Annotated in this window: 16 protein-coding genes; 14 read left to right on the top strand and 2 right to left on the bottom strand. The window is 69.6% G+C overall.

The window, feature by feature from the left end; all coding sequences use genetic code 11:
• Window positions 1–50 precede the first annotated feature (50 nt).
• From QRO03_RS08550 to QRO03_RS08560, 3 genes are read left to right on the top strand one after another with little or no spacing between them, the layout of a single operon-like run.
• Window positions 51–824, top strand: coding sequence for a CoA transferase subunit A (locus tag QRO03_RS08550; protein ID WP_285137093.1), 774 nt, complete (start codon window positions 51–53; stop codon window positions 822–824).
• Window positions 824–1,480, top strand: a complete 657-nt coding sequence (locus tag QRO03_RS08555) for a 3-oxoacid CoA-transferase subunit B (protein WP_285137094.1) — start codon at window positions 824–826, stop codon at window positions 1,478–1,480. The genes QRO03_RS08550 and QRO03_RS08555 overlap by 1 nt, the downstream gene beginning before the upstream one ends.
• Entirely contained in the window at window positions 1,477–2,664 is a 1,188-nt protein-coding gene (locus QRO03_RS08560; RefSeq protein ID WP_285137095.1) for an acetyl-CoA C-acetyltransferase, read from the top strand. Before QRO03_RS08555 ends, QRO03_RS08560 begins: the two co-directional genes overlap by 4 nt.
• Window positions 2,665–2,736: 72 nt before the next feature.
• Here QRO03_RS08560 and QRO03_RS08565 read toward each other — a convergent pair whose 3' ends face one another.
• Entirely contained in the window at window positions 2,737–2,991 is a 255-nt protein-coding gene (locus tag QRO03_RS08565) for a hypothetical protein (RefSeq protein WP_285137096.1), read from the bottom strand.
• Window positions 2,992–3,192: 201 nt separating this feature from the next.
• On the opposite strand from QRO03_RS08565, the gene QRO03_RS08570 reads away from it, so the two are divergent.
• From QRO03_RS08570 to serA, 9 genes are all read left to right on the top strand, one after another.
• The gene (locus QRO03_RS08570) at window positions 3,193–4,656 is read left to right on the top strand and encodes an alpha,alpha-trehalose-phosphate synthase (UDP-forming) (protein WP_285137097.1); all 1,464 of its coding nucleotides are present in this window, start codon (window positions 3,193–3,195) and stop codon (window positions 4,654–4,656) included.
• Window positions 4,653–5,432 carry a trehalose-phosphatase gene (otsB, locus tag QRO03_RS08575; protein WP_285137098.1) on the top strand — a complete coding sequence of 260 codons (780 nt, stop codon included), beginning with the start codon at window positions 4,653–4,655 and terminating at the stop codon, window positions 5,430–5,432. The genes QRO03_RS08570 and otsB overlap by 4 nt, the downstream gene beginning before the upstream one ends.
• A gap of 111 nt (window positions 5,433–5,543) precedes the next feature.
• A complete protein-coding gene (gene ilvD / locus QRO03_RS08580; protein ID WP_285137099.1) occupies window positions 5,544–7,262 on the top strand; it encodes a dihydroxy-acid dehydratase in 1,719 nt (572 codons plus the stop codon).
• Between the two features lie 44 nt (window positions 7,263–7,306).
• Entirely contained in the window at window positions 7,307–9,115 is a 1,809-nt protein-coding gene (locus tag QRO03_RS08585) for an acetolactate synthase large subunit (RefSeq protein ID WP_285137100.1), read from the top strand.
• 1 nt (window position 9,116) lies between these two features.
• Window positions 9,117–9,626: an acetolactate synthase small subunit gene (ilvN, locus tag QRO03_RS08590; RefSeq protein ID WP_055953948.1), complete on the top strand. Its 510-nt coding sequence runs from the start codon at window positions 9,117–9,119 to the stop codon at window positions 9,624–9,626.
• A gap of 171 nt (window positions 9,627–9,797) precedes the next feature.
• Complete coding sequence (gene ilvC / locus QRO03_RS08595) at window positions 9,798–10,823, top strand: ketol-acid reductoisomerase (protein ID WP_285137101.1); 1,026 nt, start codon at window positions 9,798–9,800, stop codon at window positions 10,821–10,823.
• A gap of 145 nt (window positions 10,824–10,968) precedes the next feature.
• Window positions 10,969–11,529: an ABC-2 family transporter permease gene (locus QRO03_RS08600; RefSeq protein ID WP_285137102.1), complete on the top strand. Its 561-nt coding sequence runs from the start codon at window positions 10,969–10,971 to the stop codon at window positions 11,527–11,529.
• Window positions 11,526–11,864, top strand: coding sequence for a bacitracin resistance protein (locus QRO03_RS08605; RefSeq protein ID WP_285137103.1), 339 nt, complete (start codon window positions 11,526–11,528; stop codon window positions 11,862–11,864). The genes QRO03_RS08600 and QRO03_RS08605 overlap by 4 nt, the downstream gene beginning before the upstream one ends.
• A gap of 239 nt (window positions 11,865–12,103) precedes the next feature.
• On the top strand, window positions 12,104–13,708 hold the full coding sequence (serA, locus tag QRO03_RS08610; RefSeq protein ID WP_285137104.1) for a phosphoglycerate dehydrogenase: 1,605 nt from the start codon (window positions 12,104–12,106) through the stop codon (window positions 13,706–13,708).
• Between the two features lie 315 nt (window positions 13,709–14,023).
• On the opposite strand, the gene QRO03_RS08615 is transcribed toward serA, so the two are convergent.
• On the bottom strand, window positions 14,024–14,566 hold the full coding sequence (locus QRO03_RS08615) for a TetR/AcrR family transcriptional regulator (protein ID WP_285137105.1): 543 nt from the start codon (window positions 14,564–14,566) through the stop codon (window positions 14,024–14,026).
• A 79-nt stretch (window positions 14,567–14,645) separates the two neighbouring features.
• On the opposite strand from QRO03_RS08615, the gene QRO03_RS08620 reads away from it, so the two are divergent.
• The gene (locus QRO03_RS08620) at window positions 14,646–16,184 is read left to right on the top strand and encodes an MFS transporter (protein ID WP_285137106.1); all 1,539 of its coding nucleotides are present in this window, start codon (window positions 14,646–14,648) and stop codon (window positions 16,182–16,184) included.
• Window positions 16,185–16,208: 24 nt separating this feature from the next.
• Complete coding sequence (locus QRO03_RS08625) at window positions 16,209–17,258, top strand: 3-isopropylmalate dehydrogenase (RefSeq protein ID WP_285137107.1); 1,050 nt, start codon at window positions 16,209–16,211, stop codon at window positions 17,256–17,258.
• Window positions 17,259–17,297 lie beyond the last annotated feature (39 nt).

The following is a 17,297-nucleotide window of genomic DNA, read 5'->3' on the forward strand; positions in this document are numbered from 1 at the left end:
CTCGCACGAGACGCCGCAGCATGGGATCACCGCTGTTCGAAGGAGTGCGCGTGATCGACAAGACCTGGCCGTCGGCGGCCGACGCCGTCGCCGACATCCCCGACGGAGCCTCGCTCGCCGTGGGAGGCTTCGGCCTCTCCGGAAATCCCATCGCCCTCATCGAGGCGCTGCTCGCACAGGGCACGCGCGATCTCTCCGTCGTGTCCAACAACTGCGGGGTCGACGACTGGGGGCTCGGGATCCTTCTCGGGGCCGGCCGCATCCGCAAGATGACCTCCTCGTACGTCGGCGAGAACAAGGAGTTCGAGCGACAGTTCCTCTCGGGCGAACTCGAGCTCGAGCTCACCCCGCAGGGCACGCTGGCCGAGAAGCTGCGCGCGGGCGGCGCGGGCATCGCCGCGTTCTACACGCAGACCGGCGTGGGCACGCAGGTCGCCGAGGGGGGACTGCCCCGCCGATACGACGGCAATGGAGGTGTCGCCGTGGCGTCGCCCGCGAAAGACGTCCGGAGCTTCGACGTACGGGGTGAGCCCCGCGAGTTCGTCTTGGAAGAGGCGATCACCACGGACTTCGCCCTCGTGCACGCCTGGAAGGGCGACCGCCACGGCAATCTCGTCTTCCGCAAGGCCGCCCGCAGCTTCAATCCGCTCGCGGCGATGGCGGGTCGCACCTGCATCGTGCAGGTCGAGCACCTCGTCGAGCCGGGTGATATCGATCCGGATGCCGTTCACCTGCCGGGAGTCTTCGTGCACCGCATGGTCGAGGTCGGCCCCGACATCCCCAAGCGCATCGAGAAGCGCACCGTGAGTGAGGAGACCCGCTGATGGTTCTGTCCCGCACCGAGATGGCCGCCCGCGCCGCACGTGAGCTCGCCGACGGCTCCTACGTCAACCTCGGCATCGGCCTGCCCACCCTCGTCCCGAACCACGTGCCGGACGGCGTGACCGTCGTCCTCCAGTCCGAGAACGGCATCCTCGGCGTCGGTCCCTACCCGTCCGACGACGCGGTGGACGCCGATCTCATCAACGCCGGCAAAGAGACCGTGACGACCCTTCCCGGGGCCGCCTTCTTCGATTCGGCGCTGAGCTTCGGGATGATCCGCGGCGGCAAGATCGACGCCGCCATCCTCGGGGCGATGCAGGTGTCGGCATCCGGAGACCTGGCCAACTGGATGATCCCGGGGAAGATGGTCAAAGGTCCCGGCGGCGCGATGGACCTCGTGCACGGCGCCGCCCGCGTGGTCGTGCTCATGGAGCACGTCGCCAGAGACGGCTCGCCCAAGATCGTCGACCGGTGCTCGCTGCCGCTCACCGGACGCGGAGTGGTCGATCGCATCATCACCGACCTCGCCGTCATCGACGTGACGGAGGATGGACTCGTGCTCGTCGAGCTCGCCCCGGGCGTCGGCGTCGACGAGGTGCGGGATGCCACCGAGCCCCCGCTGACCGTGAGACTCACCGAGGAGATCGAGAACGCATGAGCGCCGAGAAAGACATCGTCATCGTGGCCGCCGCCCGCACACCGCAGGGCCGGCTCAAGGGGCAGCTCGCCCCGCTCACCGCGGTGCAGCTCGGCGCGGTCGCCATCCGCGGGGCACTCGAGCGTGGCGGCATCCCCGCCGATGCCGTCGACGCCGTACTCGTGGGTCAGGTGCTTCAGGCGGGAGCCGGGCAAAACGCCGCGCGCCAGGCCGCGATCGAGGCGGGCATCGGCTGGGAGGTGCACAGCGCCACCATCAACAAGGTCTGCCTGTCGGGACTCACCGCCGTCATCGATGCGGCGCGCATGCTGCGCCTCGGCGATGCGACGGTGGTCGTCGCAGCCGGCATGGAATCCATGACCCGCGCCCCGCACCTGCTCATGAATTCGCGCGAGGGTTACGCCTACGGCTCCATCGAGGTCATCGACCACATGGCCTTCGACGGATTGACCGACGCCTACGACCGCGAGAGCATGGGCGCCTCGACCGAGCGCGCGAACGCCCGGTACGAGGTCACCCGGGAAGCCCAGGATGCCGTCGCCGCCCGCTCGCACCAGCGTGCCGCGGCGGCGCAGGCCGCCGGGGTGTTCGACGCCGAGATCGTGCCGGTGTCGATCCCGCAACGCAAGGGTGATCCCGTCTCCGTCACCGCTGACGAGGGCATTCGTCCCGACACCACGGTGGAGACACTCGCGAAGCTCCGCCCGGCCTTCGCCGCGGACGGTTCGATCACCGCGGGGAACGCCTCGCAGATCTCCGACGGTGCCTCCGCCGTGGTCGTCACGACCCGTGCCGTCGCACAGGAGCACGGCTGGGACGTGCTCGCTGTGGTCGGAGCCTCGGGTCAGGTCGCCGGACCCGACAACTCCCTGCACGCCCAGCCTGCGCGTGCGATCGAGAAGGCGCTCGAGAAGCAGGGGATCGCCGCATCCGACCTCGACATCGTCGAGATCAACGAGGCCTTCGGCGCGGTGGTCGCGCGGTCGCAGTCCGAGCTCGGCCTCTCCGACGCCGTCGTCAACCCGCACGGCGGCGGCATCGCTATCGGCCACCCCATCGGAGCTTCCGGCAACCGGCTCGTCGTGCATGCGGTTCACGAACTCGTCCGCCGGGGCGGCGGCACGGCGGCGGTGGCGCTGTGCGGCGGAGGCGGTCAGGGCGACGCGCTGATCCTCACCCGCTAGAGCCGGCCCCGGAAAGACGGATGCCGCGACCTCGGGGTCGCGGCATCCGATGACGTCCGGTGGGGGAGGGGCTCAGCGCCCGAGGCGCTTCTTCAGCAGCTTGCCCTGCTTCTTCTGGACGGGGGAGTCGCCCGCGATCACCCGTCCGCGGCGGGCGCGACGCGTGTCGACGACGGCGCCGACGGCGAGAGCGAGGGTGATCCCCCAGCTCAGCCACGCCAGGGCGGTCCGCCAGGTGAACGGCTCGTCGTTCTTGAGTCCGCGCAGGAGCGTGACGCCGCCGGTGATGGCGCTGAGGAGACCGGTTCCGAAGATGTACTGCCGCATGCGCCCAACCTACCGATGCGCGGTCGATCGTCGCCGCCTCCTTGACACCTGCCCGCTGCCGTCTCGACGAACGCGACAGGCGACGCGACACGGCTCATCGAGGCGTGTCGGCCGGGGTCGAGCGTTCCTCGCGCCGGAGTCCAGCCCCCGAACCCGGATCGGGCCCGCTGTTAGCCTGAGGACGATCCCCGAGGAGGACCTGTGACCCAGGCCGATTTCGTCGTCGTCGCGAACCGACTGCCCGTCGACCGCACCCCCGATGGAGAAGGGTGGCGGCGTTCGCCGGGCGGACTCGTGACCGCTCTCGAACCGGTCATGCGCAGTGCCGACGGCGCATGGGTGGGGTGGGCCGGCCAGGCCGACGTCGACGTCGAGCCGTTCGAGTTCGACGACATGCACCTCGTTCCCGTCACGCTCTCCGCCGCCGACGTGCAGCTCTACTACGAGGGTTTCTCGAACGACACCATCTGGCCGCTGTACCACGACGTGATCTCGCCGCCCACCTACAAGCGCGCGTGGTGGGACGCCTACGTCAAGGTCAACAAGCGCTTCGCCGACGCGGCCGCGGCGGTCGCGGCCGAGGGTGGGATCGTCTGGGTGCAGGATTACCAGCTGCAGCTCGTGCCGAAACTCCTGCGGGAGCTTCGCCCCGACGTCACCATCGGGTACTTCCACCACATCCCGTTCCCCGCCTACGGCCTCTACTCGCAGCTGCCGTGGCGCAAGCAGGTGCTCGAGGGGCTGCTCGGCGCCGACGTCATCGGCTTCCAGCGCGTGGCCGACGCGGGCAACTTCGCCCGGGCCGTCCGTCGCCAGCTGCGCTACGAGACCAAGGCCAGCGGCATCCTGGTGCCCGACGCCGAGGGCGGCACGCGCGTCGCCCTGGCGAAGGCGTTCCCCATCTCGATCGACGCGGAGTCGTACATCGAACTGGCCCAGCGGCCCGACATCCAGCAGCGCGCCAAGGAGATCCGCGAGGGCCTCGGCAACCCCCGCAAGATCCTGCTCGGCGTCGATCGACTCGACTACACCAAGGGCATCCGCCACCGCCTGAAGGCGTGGGGCGAGCTGCTCGAGGACGGCCGCGCGACAGTCGAGGACGCCACTCTCGTGCAGGTCGCGAGCCCGAGTCGCGAGCGCGTCGACGCCTACATGCAGCTGCGCGACGAGATCGAGATGACGGTCGGGCGCATCAACGGCGACTACGACACCACCACGCACACCGCGATCCGCTACCTCCACCAGTCGTATCCGCGCGAAGAGATGGTGGCGCTCTTCCTGGCCGCCGACGTCATGCTCGTCACGGCCCTGCGCGACGGCATGAACCTCGTCGCCAAGGAATACGTCGCGAGCCGTATCGACAACCGCGGCGTCCTCGTGCTGAGCGAGTTCGCCGGGGCCGCCGACGAGATGGGCAGCGCGCTGCTCATCAACCCGCACGACATCGACGGATTGAAGGATGCCGTGATCCGCGCGGTCGACATGCCCGCGGCCGAGCAGGGCCGCCGTATGCGCACCCTGCGGCGGCGCGTCCGCGAACACGACGTCGAGGACTGGTCGCGCGGTTTCCTCGAGGCGCTGTCGGCGTTCCACGACCGCTCCTCCCGTGCGGCGGCCGCCGAGGTCGAGGCGGACACCGACGACGATGAGACGGATGCCGAATGACCGCGGCCGACGCGACGGTCGAGGCCGTCGCCACCACCGACACCCTTCTCATCGCCCTCGACTTCGACGGCACACTGTCGCCGCTGGTCGATGAGCCGATGTCGGCGCGCATGACGCCGGAGGCACGCGCGGCCGTCGATGAGCTCGCGGCGCTGCCGCGCACCGTCGTCGCGCTGGTCTCGGGCCGCTCGCTCGGCCACCTGCGGGAGATCTCCGAGCACGCCGACGACTCGCCGGTGTGGCTCGCGGGCTCGCACGGCGCGCAGTTCTGGGTGCCCGGCGTCGGCGTCGAGGAGACCCCCGACGACTCCGCCGATCTCGCGCTGCGGGATCACCTGCAGCGGGAGGCGACGGCCGGGACCGGTGAGATGGACGGCGTGTGGATCGAGCCGAAGGAGTACGGGCTCGGCGTGCACACGCGCACCGCGGATGCCGCGACCGCCCGGGCCGCCCGCGACCTCGTCGACGCACTGGTCGGTACCGAGGCGCCCTCGTGGCGGCGTCGCACGGGGCACGACATCCTCGAGTTCGCGTTCCGCCACGAGGGCAAGGACTCCGCTGTCGCGCGCCTGCGGGAGCGCGTCGGGGCCTCGGCCGTCCTGTTCGCCGGCGACGACGTCACCGATGAAGACGCCCTGCGCTCCCTGGGGCCGCAGGACCTGGGCGTCCGGGTCGGAGGGGGAGAGACGGCGGCGACCCTGCGTGTCGACGACATCGCCGCGTTCGTCGCCGTGCTGGAAGACGTGGCGCGCCTGCGCCGTGCGCACGGCGCCTGATCGGCCTCGGCCTGCGGCCGCAGTGTCGAGCCCTCCTGCACACGGCGATTAATCCGCCGTTCATCGCCTGTGGCGCATCGGGGGGACGTGCGTGCGCAATAGACTTCGAGGATGCCCGCACCGCAGAATCCGAACACCGGCGAGTTCGACATCAAGCCCCGCAGTCGCGTCATCACCGATGGCATCGAAGCCACGACCTCGCGCGGCATGCTCCGCGGCGTCGGCATGGGTGACGACGACTGGGACAAGCCCCAGATCGGCATCGCGTCGAGCTGGAACGAGATCACTCCCTGCAACCTGAGCCTCGACCGCCTCGCGCAGGGCGCGAAAGAGGGTGTGCACTCCGGCGGCGGCTACCCGCTGCAGTTCGGCACCATCTCCGTCTCCGACGGCATCTCGATGGGCCACGAGGGCATGCACTTCTCCCTCGTCTCACGTGAGGTCATCGCCGACAGCGTCGAGACCGTCATGATGGCCGAACGTCTCGACGGCTCCGTCCTGCTCGCCGGCTGCGACAAGTCGATCCCCGGCATGCTCATGGCATCCGCCCGACTCGATCTCTCCAGCGTCTTCCTCTACGCCGGCTCCATCGCCCCCGGGTGGGTCAAGCTCTCCGACGGTACCGAGAAGGAGATCACGATCATCGACTCCTTCGAGGGCGTCGGTGCGTGCCTCGCGGGTCGCATGAGCGAGGCCGACCTCAAGCGCATCGAGTGCTCCTTCGCCCCGGGCGAGGGCGCGTGCGGTGGCATGTACACGGCCAACACGATGGCGTCGGTGGCCGAGGCGCTCGGTCTCAGCCTCCCCGGCTCCGCCGCCCCGCCGTCCGCCGACCGTCGTCGCGACTACTTCGCACACCGCTCGGGCGAGGCCGTCGTCAACCTGCTGCGCCAGGGGATCACGACCCGCGACATCCTCACCAAAGAGGCGTTCGAGAACGCCATCGCCCTCGCCATGGCACTCGGCGGCTCGACGAACGTCGTGCTGCACCTGCTCGCCATCGCACGCGAGGCCGAGGTGGAGCTGTCGCTTCACGACTTCAACCGCATCGGCGACAAGACGCCGCACGTCGCCGACATGAAGCCCTTCGGCAAGTACGTCATGAACGACGTCGACCGCCAGGGCGGCATCCCGGTCATCATGAAGGCCATGCTCGACGAGGGACTCCTGCACGGCGACGCGCTCACCGTCACGGGGAAGACGCTCGCCGAGAACCTCGCGGATCTGAACCCCGACCCCATCGACGGCACGGTCATCCACACCTTCGACAACCCGATCCACGCGACCGGCGGCATCACGATCCTGCACGGCTCGATGGCCCCCGAGGGTGCGGTCGTGAAGTCGGCGGGCTTCGACGGGAACGTCTTCCAAGGACCGGCCCGCGTCTTCGAGCGCGAGCGCGCCGCCATGGACGCCCTTGAGGCGGGGCAGATCCAGGCCGGCGACGTCGTCGTCATCCGTTACGAGGGCCCCAAGGGTGGTCCGGGCATGCGCGAGATGCTCGCCATCACGGCGGCCATCAAGGGCGCGGGGCTCGGAAAAGATGTACTACTCTTGACGGACGGTCGATTCTCAGGCGGCACAACCGGCCTCTGCATCGGCCACATAGCTCCCGAAGCGGTGGACGCAGGTCCTATCGCCTTCGTGCGCGATGGTGATCTGATACGGGTCGATATCGCCGCTCGCACTCTCGACTTGATCGTCGATGACGCCGAGCTGAGTTCCCGCCGCGAAGGCTGGGAACCGCTTCCCCCGCGCTATACCCGTGGCGTTCTGGCCAAGTACTCCAAGCTCGTGCACTCCGCCGCGGAGGGCGCTGTCACGGGCTGACGGCCGTCCCCCTTCTCACCTTCTCTGGTTCTCGAGGTACTCCCATGTCCATCGATTCCCCCACCGCGGCCATTCCCCGGCCGCCCGCCCGCACCGCACCGGCGCCCGTCATGACGGGGGCTCAGGCGGTCGTCCGCTCGCTCGACCTGCTGGGTGTGACCGACGTGTTCGGTCTGCCGGGCGGTGCGATCATGCCCGTCTACGACCCGCTGATGGACGACGAGCACGTCCGCCACATCCTCGTGCGCCACGAACAGGGTGCCGGCCACGCGGCCGAGGGGTACGCCGCGGCCTCCGGACGCGTCGGCGTGGCCATCGCCACGTCCGGTCCCGGTGCGACCAACCTCGTCACCGCGATCGCCGACGCCTACATGGACTCCGTGCCGCTGGTGTGCATCACCGGCCAGGTGTTCTCCACCCTCATGGGCACCGACGCCTTCCAGGAGGCCGACATCGTCGGCATCACGATGCCGATCACGAAGCACTCGTTCCTGGTGAAGTCGGCCGACGAGATCCCCGGCGCCATCGCCGCGGCGTTCGAGATCGCCTCGACCGGTCGCCCGGGTCCCGTCCTCGTCGACATCACGAAGGACGCGCAGCAGGCCGAGGCCCCCTTCGTGTGGCCGCCCAAGATCGACCTGCCCGGGTACCGCCCGGTGACCAAGGCGCACGGCAAGCAGATCCAGGCTGCGGCCCAGCTGCTGACCACGGCCAAGAAGCCGGTCCTCTACGTCGGTGGCGGCGCGATCCGCTCGAACGCGTCGGCCGAGCTCAAGGTGCTCGCCGAGGCGACGGGCGCTCCCGTGGTCACGACGCTGATGGCGCGGGGAGCCTTCCCCGACTCGCACGAACAGCACCTCGGCATGCCCGGCATGCACGGCACCGTTCCGGCTGTGCTCGCCCTGCAGGAGAGCGACCTCATCGTCTCGCTCGGCGCCCGCTTCGACGACCGCGTCACCGGCAAGGCGGCTCTCTTCGCCCCGAACGCGCAGGTGGTGCACGTCGACATCGACCCCGCCGAGATCTCCAAGATCCGCACCGCCGACGTGCCGATCGTGGGCGACCTGCGCGAGGTCCTGATCGACCTCGAGGCCGCCTTCCGTACCGCCGACGCCGAGAACACGCACGACTACACCGAGTGGTGGACCTACCTGAACGGACTGCGTGAGGAGTTCCCCCTCGGCTACACGCCCACCACCGACGGTCTCCTCTCGCCGCAGCACGTCATCCAGCGCATCGGCGAGATGACCGGACCCGAGGGCGTCTACGCGTCGGGAGTCGGCCAGCACCAGATGTGGGCGGCGCAGTTCATCAAGTACGAGCGCCCCAACGCCTGGCTGAACTCGGGCGGCGCCGGCACCATGGGCTACGCGGTTCCCGCGGCCATGGGCGCGAAGGTGGCCCAGCCCGAGCGCGCGGTGTGGGCGATCGACGGCGACGGATGCTTCCAGATGACCAACCAGGAGCTCGCGACCTGCGTCATCAACGACATCCCCATCAAGGTCGCGATCATCAACAACTCCTCGCTCGGCATGGTGCGCCAGTGGCAGACGCTCTTCTTCGACGGCCGCCACTCCAACACCGACCTCAACACGGGCCACGGAACGCGTCGCATCCCCGACTTCGTCAAGCTGGCGGAGGCGTACGGGTGCCTGGGCATCCGCGTCGAGAAGGAAGAAGAGATCGACGCAGCCATCCAGCTCGCGCTCGACACCAACGACCGCCCGGTCGTGATCGACTTCGTCGTGAGCGCCGACGCGATGGTGTGGCCGATGGTGCCGCAGGGCGTCAGCAACAGCTACGTCCAGTACGCGCGCGACCACTCGCCCACCTTCAACGAGCAGGAGGACTGAGATGTCTCGTCACGTTCTGAGCCTCCTCGTCGAGGACAAACCCGGTCTGCTCACCCGCGTCGCGGGCCTGTTCGCGCGGCGCGGCTTCAACATCGAATCCCTCGCGGTCGGTGTGACCGAGGTACCCGGACTCTCGCGCATCACGGTCGTCGTCGACGTCGAAGGTCTGCCGCTCGAGCAGGTGACCAAGCAGCTGAACAAGCTCATCAACGTCATCAAGATCGTCGAGCTCGACCCCGCGGCATCCGTCCAGCGCGAGCACGTGCTCGTCAAGGTGCGCGCCGACAACGCCACGCGCTCGAACGTGGTCGAGGTGGTCAACCTGTTCCGCGCCTCGGTCGTCGACTACGCCCCCGACGCCATGGTCATCGAGATCACGGGCGACTCGGGCAAGGTCGGCGCGTTCCTCAAGGCCATCGAGCCGTTCGGGGTGAAGGAGCTCGCCCAGTCGGGCCTGCTCGCCGTCGGCCGCGGCGGCAAGAGCATCACCGAACGCGTCCTGCGCGGCTGACCCCGACGCCCCGAACAACGTCGGTCCCTGAGCCTGTCGAAGGGCCCGACGCCCTGAACAACGTCGGTCCCTGAGCCTGTCGAAGGGCCCGACGCCCTGAACCCCACACGTCCCACAAACCCCCGGTCCCCACGACTCGCCGCGGGACCCGACTCAAGGAGAAACATCCTCATGGCAGAGATCTTCTACGACGACGACGCCGACCTCTCGATCATCCAGAGCAAGAAGGTCGCGATCGTCGGCTACGGCTCGCAGGGTCACGCCCACGCGCAGAACCTGCGCGACTCCGGCGTCGAGGTCGTCATCGCCCTCAAGGACGGCTCCAAGTCGGCCGCCAAGGCGCAGGAAGACGGCTTCGAGGTCAAGAACGTCGCCGACGCGGCCGAGTGGGCCGACCTCATCATGATCCTCGCGCCCGACCAGCACCAGCGGTCGATCTTCGCCGACTCGATCAAGGACAAGCTCACCGAGGGCAAGACGCTCGCCTTCGCGCACGGCTTCAACATCCGCTTCGGCTACATCGACGCACCCGAGGGTGTCGACGTGATCCTCGTCGCCCCCAAGGCCCCCGGCCACACGGTGCGTCGCGAGTACGTCGCCGGCCGCGGCATCCCCGACATCATCGCCGTCGAGAGCGACGCCTCGGGCTCGGCCTGGGACACCGCCCTCTCCTACGCGAAGGCCATCGGCGGCACCCGCGCCGGCGTCATCAAGACGACCTTCACCGAAGAGACCGAGACCGACCTCTTCGGCGAGCAGGCCGTTCTCTGCGGTGGCATGAGCCACCTCGTGCAGTACGGCTTCGAAACCCTCGTCGAGGCCGGTTACCAGCCCCAGATCGCCTACTTCGAGGTTCTGCACGAGCTCAAGCTCATCGTCGACCTCATGTGGGAGGGCGGCATCGCCAAGCAGCGCTGGTCAATCTCGGACACCGCCGAGTACGGCGACTACGTCTCCGGCCCCCGCGTCATCTCGCCGGAGGTCAAGACGAGCATGCAGGCCGTGCTCGCGGACATCCAGTCGGGCGCGTTCGCGAAGCGCTTCATCGACGACCAGGACAACGGCGCGACCGAGTTCCTCGAGCTCCGCGAGAAGGAGCAGGGTCACCCCATCGAGGCGACCGGCAAGGAGCTCCGCGGCCTGTTCGCCTGGAAGCAGCAGGACACCGACTACGTGGAGGGCTCGGCCGCACGCTGAGTAGCTTCTCCGAACGCCCCGCGGCTCCGGCCGCGGGGCGTTCGTCGTTTTCGGTCCGGACCATCGATGGGTTGCGACGAGGCGAGCGGGTCTGCGTGCGGCGGGGCGCGCGCCGGCGGCGGGGGAGCGCCGCTACCGTGGACGCGTGAGCACTCCGCGTGATGACGACGCCCTCTCCTGGGGCGGTGACGACGACCCGACGCTCGACGTCGGCGAGAAGGCCGCCCCCGAGCGGGCCACTCGCGGGGCGTCCCCGCCCGACCCGGCGCCGAGAGAGGCTCGTAGCCCGGAGCCCCTGCAGCCTGCCCCCGCACCCCTGCAGCCCCGTTCCTCGTCCGCGGAGCCGGTGTCCCGGCATCCCGAAGCCGTCGACATCGAGTCCGAGGACGACGAGCCGGATGCCGCTCACCAGAGGCCTCTGGGCAACGCCGGGCTCATCGGGATCGGGATGGTCGCCGCGACCTTCCTGCTGTTCGCCGTCGGCTGGCTCGTCGCCGGGTTCCGACTGCAGGGTCTGGGGTTGCCCATCCCCTCCGTCACCCTGATCGCTCTGACCATCGGCGCCGCCCTCGCCCCCCTCGTGTGGTTCGTCGCGGTGTTGGCGCTGACGCGGTCGTGGCGCACCTGGCAGCGCTTCCTGCTGCTCATCCTCGGAATCGTGCTGCTCGTTCCCTGGCCCTTCCTGTCGTTGGGAGCCTTCGCATGAGCGAGACCGTGCGCACCCGCCATCTGCCCACCTGGCTGGTCGTGACCATCGCCGGGGTGTTCGGACTCTTCTACGCCTACGTCGTGTGGAGCTCGGTCGCGTTGCTGATCCAGCAGGTGAACGGGCCCCTCGGGCTGAACGGCCTGGGATGGTTCGTCTACATCCTGCCCATCGCGTTCCCCCTCATCGCGTTCGGCGTGGCCTTCGCGATCGGCGCGAGACGTCGAGCGGGGGAGTTCGCGATCGTTCTGCTCGCCGGATTGACGGTGTCGGCGGCGTTCTGGCTGGCGATCGTCGGCTACGGAACGACGTCGTACGGGCTGTACGGGGGCTGACTCACCGAGCCGGTGCTCCCCGGTCGTGGGCCGATGGCGGGTCGCCACGCTTGTGCCGCGGCGCACCGCTGCCAACGGCCCCGAGGCCCCGGCACCCGCCGCCCGCCGTCACACGGTCGGGGGCGTCCTCGCCTCCGCGCTAGGCTGGCAGACGGCCCGCACGGGTCGCGCGCCCGGCTCGCGCCGGTGATGCGCGGCGGTGCGCGCCAGTCCCCAGCACCGTTTCGAAGGACGCATCCGTGACGAAGCCCGTCGTGCTCATCGCCGAAGAACTCTCTCCCGCCACGATCGACGCGCTCGGCCCCGACTTCGACGTGCGTAACGTCGACGGGACCGACCGCCCCGCGCTGCTCTCGGCTCTGGCCGACGCGCACGCGGTGCTGGTGCGCTCGGCCACCCAGATCGACGCCGAGGCCCTCGCCGCCGCGCCGTCGCTGAAGGTGGTCGCCCGCGCCGGTGTCGGCCTCGACAACGTCGACATCAAGTCGGCCACCGCGGCCGGCGTGATGGTCGTCAACGCGCCGACGTCGAACATCATCTCCGCCGCCGAGCTCACCGTCGGGCACGTCCTCAGCCTCGCCCGCCGTATCCCCGCCGCCCACGCCTCGCTGGCGCAGGGGCTGTGGAAGCGCAGCTCGTTCACCGGCACCGAGCTGTTCGAGAAGACGATCGGCATCATCGGCCTCGGCCGGATCGGCGCCCTCATCGCCGCCCGCCTGCAGGGCTTCGACATGCGCGTCATCGCGTACGACCCCTACGTCACCGCCACCCGCGCGCAGCAGCTGGGGGTGCAGCTCGTCTCGCTCGACGAGTTGCTCGAGCAGAGCGACTTCGTGACGATCCACATGCCGAAGACCCCCGAGACCACGGGCATGATCGGCGCCGAGCAGCTGCGCCGCATGAAGAAGTCGGCCTACGTGATCAACGTCGCCCGCGGTGGGCTCATCGACGAGGAGGCGCTGTTCGACGCCCTCACCACCGGTGAGATCGCCGGCGCCGGACTCGACGTGTTCTCGTCCGAGCCCCCCGTCGAGGGGGGACCGGCCCGCAGGCTCCTCGACCTGCCCAACGTCGTCGTCACGCCCCACCTGGGCGCCAGCACCGAAGAGGCGCAGGAGAAGGCGGGCGTCTCGGTCGCCCGCTCGGTCAAGCTCGCGCTCGAGGGCGACCTCGTTCCGGATGCCGTGAACGTCGCCGGTGGCGCCATCGACCCGTTCGTGCGTCCCGGCATCGCGCTCGTCGAGATGCTCGGTCAGTTCTTCAGCGGCCTGGCCGACAGCGCCCTCACCAGCCTCGACATCGAGGTGCGCGGCGAACTCGCCCAGTACGACGTCAGCGTCTACCGTCTCGCGGCGCTCAAGGGCTACTTCAGCCGCATCGTGAGCGAGAGCGTCTCGTACGTGAACGCGCCGCTGTTCGCCGAGCAGCGCGGCGTCGAGGCTCGTCTGGTCGTCGAGGCCGAGAGCCCCCTGTACCGCAACATCACCATCCTGCGCGGCACCCTGGCCGACGGCTCGACCCTCACCGTCGCCGGCACTCTCGCCGGAACGCGTATGGTGCCCAAGGTCGTCGCGATCAACGGCTACGACATCGAGGTGCCCATCGAGAAGCACCACCTCGTCATGCGCTACGCCGACCGCCCCGGCATCGTCGCCATCTACGGCCAGAAGCTGGGCGAGGCGGGCATCAACATCGCAGGTCTCCAGGTGGCGGCTCCGGATGCCACGGGCCGGGCGCTCTCGGTGCTCACCGTCGACTCGCCGGTGCCCGACGACATCCTCGGCGCCATGCGCGAGGCCGTCGGCGCCGACCTGTTCCGCCAGATCGACATCGTCGAGGACTGACGCCGCAAGATCGTCGGGGGAGGGGGTCGCTGCGGCGGCCCCCTCCTTCCGTTTCTCGAGCGCTCGACGGTTCGCGCGAGGCCTTACCGCCTGTCTGTTTTCGCGGAGCGGAGGAGATTCGGGGAGCGGAGGATCCCTGGAGAGTGGGGCGTCCTCCCGCCGCCGATTCCCCCCGTCCCGAACTCGCGCGCGCGATCGGCGCGTCCGGGGATGGGCGCATAGGCGCGGGATGCCGCGGGGCGGATGCGCGGGGGGCCGTCGGTCGGCCGCAGCGTGGGCCCGTCAGGGCCGGAGAGGCCGCGCGGTGCGCCCGCGTCAGGTCGTGGCCGCGACGACCGCGGAGATGAGCTTGTCGAGCTCCGCGCCCTCGAGCTGCGGGCCGGCGACGGCGTTCAGGTCGAGCACCGCGTTGAAGTACAGTCCGTCGCTGACGAGCAGCACCATCTGCAGCGCGGTCTCGTCGCGCGTGTGGGAGCGCAGGCTCTCTTCCCACAGCTCCCGTACCCGGCGCAGCGATGCCGAGGCGGCGTCGCTACCGTTCTGCGCGAGACGTGACACCGCGAGGATCGTCACATCGAGCGGGGAGCCGGTGTTCTGCGACGAGCGGAGATGCGCCGCAACGACCCCTTCGTCGGACTTCTCGATCTCGTCGACGTCTTCCTGCGCCAGCCGTTCGAGGCGCTCGACGAGGGCGGCCTCCAGGGCGCTCTTCGAATTGAAGTGGTAGAGCAGCCCGCCCTTGGACACACCCGCGGTGCGGGCGGTGGCATCCATCGTCGCGGCGCGCTCGCCCTCGTCGACGAGGATGCGCGTGAACGCGTCGAGGACGGCGTCGCGGGCGAGTGGGGGGCGGCTCATGGCTTCTCGATCGTACTGGTGGTCATCGGGCTGACTCTGATACTATACCGGCTGGACGGTTAAGAAACGGATCGGAAGAATGCTCATCTCGTCGTTGCCCACCCAAGAGATCACCGTGACCCGCGCCGGCTGGCGCGGTTGGTTCGCGTTGGCGGTGCTCATGCTGCCCGTGCTGCTCGTCTCGGTCGACAACACGGTGCTGAGCTTCGCGCTGCCCGAGATCGCCCTCGACCTGCAGCCCTCGAGCATCGAGCAGCTGTGGATCATCGACGTCTACCCGCTCGTCCTGGCGGGTCTGCTGGTGACGATGGGAACGCTGGGCGACCGGTTCGGTCGTAAGCGCATGCTGCTGATCGGCGCCACGGGGTTCGCCGCGGTGTCGGCACTTTCGGCGTTCGCTCCGACCGCGGTGCTGCTCATCGCGGGTCGCGCCCTGATGGGTGTCTTCGGGGCCATGCTGATGCCGTCGACCCTGTCGCTGCTGCGCAGCATCTTCCGCGACCGTGACGAGCGACGTTTCGCCATCGCGATCTGGGCGTCGGGCTTCTCGGCGGGTGCCGCGCTCGGGCCCATCGTCGGCGGTTTCCTGCTCGAGCATTTCTCGTGGGGGTCGGTTTTCCTCATGGCAGTGCCCGTTCTCGTGCCGCTGCTCGTGCTCGCACCGTTCTTCGTCCCTGAGAGTCGCGACCCGGCCCCCGGCCGTTTCGACGCCGTGAGTGTCGTGCTGTCGCTGGCGACGATGGTGCCCATCGTCTACGGCATCAAGAAGCTCGCGGTCGAGGGTCCGGTGTCGCTCGCTCCCGTCCTGTTCGTCGTGGGTGTCGTCTTCGGCTGGTTGTTCGTGCGCCGGCAGAACCGCGCGGCCGCGCCGATGCTCGACATGTCGCTGTTCCGCCGCGGCACGTTCTCGGGGGCCATCCTGGTCAACTTGTTGAGCGTCGTCGGGCTGGTCGGCTTCCTCTACTTCGTCGCACAGCACCTGCAGCTCGTCGTCGGCCTCTCTCCGATGACCGCCGGGTTCGCCCTCGTGCCGGGCCTCGCGTTGATGATCGTGTCGGGGCTCGCGGTGGTTCCCGTCGCCAAGCGTTTCGCGCCGCGCGTCGTGGTTCCGGTGGCTCTCGCGTTCTCCGTGGTGGCCTACGTCATGGTCGCCCTCTCGACCGCCGACCTCGTGCAGCTCATCGTCGCCTTCTCGTTGCTGGGCATCGGCATCGGGGCGGCCGAGACCGTGTCGAACGAGCTCATCCTCTCCAGCGCCCCCTCGGCCAAGGCGGGCGCGGCCAGCGCCGTCTCCGAGACCGCGTACGAGGTGGGCGCGGTGCTCGGCACGGCGGTGCTCGGAGGCATCCTCGCGGCCTTCTATCGCACGCAGCTCGTGCTGCCCGAGGGGCTCTCGGCGGCCGCGGCCGACGCGTCACGCGAAACGCTCGCCGGGGCGGTGGCCGTGTCGAACACGCTCGACGACGCCGCGCTGGCCGAGTCGTTGCGCACGGCGGCGGCGCACGCCTTCGACTCCGGTGTGGTGGTGACGGCCCTGATCGGCGCGGCGCTGATCGTCGTGGCCGCGGTGATCGCTGCCGCTACCCTGGGAGGAACCCGCAGCACGTCGACGAAGTGACGTGCCCGAGCTCGGAGGAGAGCGATGTCGCGTGTCGTGAAGTTGGCCGTCATCCCCGGTGACGGAATCGGTCCCGAGGTCGTCGCCGAGGCGGTGAAGGTCCTCGACGCGGTCACCGCTGGCTCGGAGGTCGCGTTCGAGAAGACGTCGTTCTCCCTGGGGGCCGGTCGATACCTCGACACCGGCGACACCCTCACCGACGACGACCTGGCCGCGATCGCCTCGCACGACGCCATCCTGCTCGGCGCTGTCGGGGGAGTCCCCGGCGACCCCCGTCTGGCCGACGCCAACATCGAACGCGGCCTGCTGCTCAAACTCCGCTTCGAACTCGACCACTACGTCAACCTGCGCCCGTCGAAGCTGTACCCGGGCGCGGCGGGGCCCCTCGCCGACCCGGGCGACATCGACTTCGTGGTCGTTCGCGAGGGCACCGAGGGCCCGTACGTCGGCAACGGCGGCGCCATCCGCCGGGGCACGCCGCACGAGATCGCGAACGAGACATCGGTCAACACCGCCTACGGCGTCGAGCGCGTCGTCCGCTACGCCTTCGCCCTGGCGGAGCGTCGCCGCCACAAGCTCACGCTCGTGCACAAGACGAACGTGCTCGTGCACTCAGGCAGCATGTGGAAGCGGATCGTGGATGCCGTGGCATCCGAGTTCCCGGGGGTCGACGTAGACTACCTCCACGTCGACGCGGCAACCATCTTCCTGGTCACGAACCCGGGCCGATTCGACGTGATCGTCACCGACAACCTCTTCGGCGACATCTTGACCGACCTGGCCGGCGCCGTCACCGGAGGCATCGGCCTCGCCGCATCGGGCAACATCAACCCCGACGGCGCGTTCCCCTCGATGTTCGAGCCCGTCCACGGATCGGCGCCCGACATCGCGGGTACCCAGAAGGCCGACCCCACGGCCGCGATCCTCTCCGTCGCCCTCCTGCTCGATCACCTCGGGCTCACCGACGAAGCCGCCCGCGTCACCCGCGCGGTTGAGAACGACATCGCGAGCCGCGACGGCGCGCGCACCACCGCCGAGATCGGCGACGCCATCGTCGGGGGAGTCCAGGCGTAACCTGGACGGATCGGCCTGTATCGCCCCCGCGCATCGAAC

The sequence above is a fragment of the Microbacterium sp. lyk4-40-TSB-66 genome (assembly GCF_030209475.1).
Taxonomy (GTDB): Bacteria; Actinomycetota; Actinomycetes; order Actinomycetales; family Microbacteriaceae; genus Microbacterium.

Coding starts and splice junctions, on each gene's coding strand:
- QRO03_RS08560 (WP_285137095.1), top strand. CDS start 1,477: ATGAGCGCCGAGAAAGACATCGTCATCGTGGCCGCCGCCCGCACACCG.
- ilvN (WP_055953948.1), top strand. CDS start 9,117: ATGTCTCGTCACGTTCTGAGCCTCCTCGTCGAGGACAAACCCGGTCTG.
- QRO03_RS08555 (WP_285137094.1), top strand. CDS start 824: ATGGTTCTGTCCCGCACCGAGATGGCCGCCCGCGCCGCACGTGAGCTC.
- ilvC (WP_285137101.1), top strand. CDS start 9,798: ATGGCAGAGATCTTCTACGACGACGACGCCGACCTCTCGATCATCCAG.
- ilvD (WP_285137099.1), top strand. CDS start 5,544: ATGCCCGCACCGCAGAATCCGAACACCGGCGAGTTCGACATCAAGCCC.
- QRO03_RS08620 (WP_285137106.1), top strand. CDS start 14,646: ATGCTCATCTCGTCGTTGCCCACCCAAGAGATCACCGTGACCCGCGCC.
- QRO03_RS08615 (WP_285137105.1), bottom strand. CDS start 14,566: ATGAGCCGCCCCCCACTCGCCCGCGACGCCGTCCTCGACGCGTTCACG.
- QRO03_RS08565 (WP_285137096.1), bottom strand. CDS start 2,991: ATGCGGCAGTACATCTTCGGAACCGGTCTCCTCAGCGCCATCACCGGC.
- QRO03_RS08605 (WP_285137103.1), top strand. CDS start 11,526: ATGAGCGAGACCGTGCGCACCCGCCATCTGCCCACCTGGCTGGTCGTG.
- otsB (WP_285137098.1), top strand. CDS start 4,653: ATGACCGCGGCCGACGCGACGGTCGAGGCCGTCGCCACCACCGACACC.
- QRO03_RS08625 (WP_285137107.1), top strand. CDS start 16,209: ATGTCGCGTGTCGTGAAGTTGGCCGTCATCCCCGGTGACGGAATCGGT.
- QRO03_RS08585 (WP_285137100.1), top strand. CDS start 7,307: ATGTCCATCGATTCCCCCACCGCGGCCATTCCCCGGCCGCCCGCCCGC.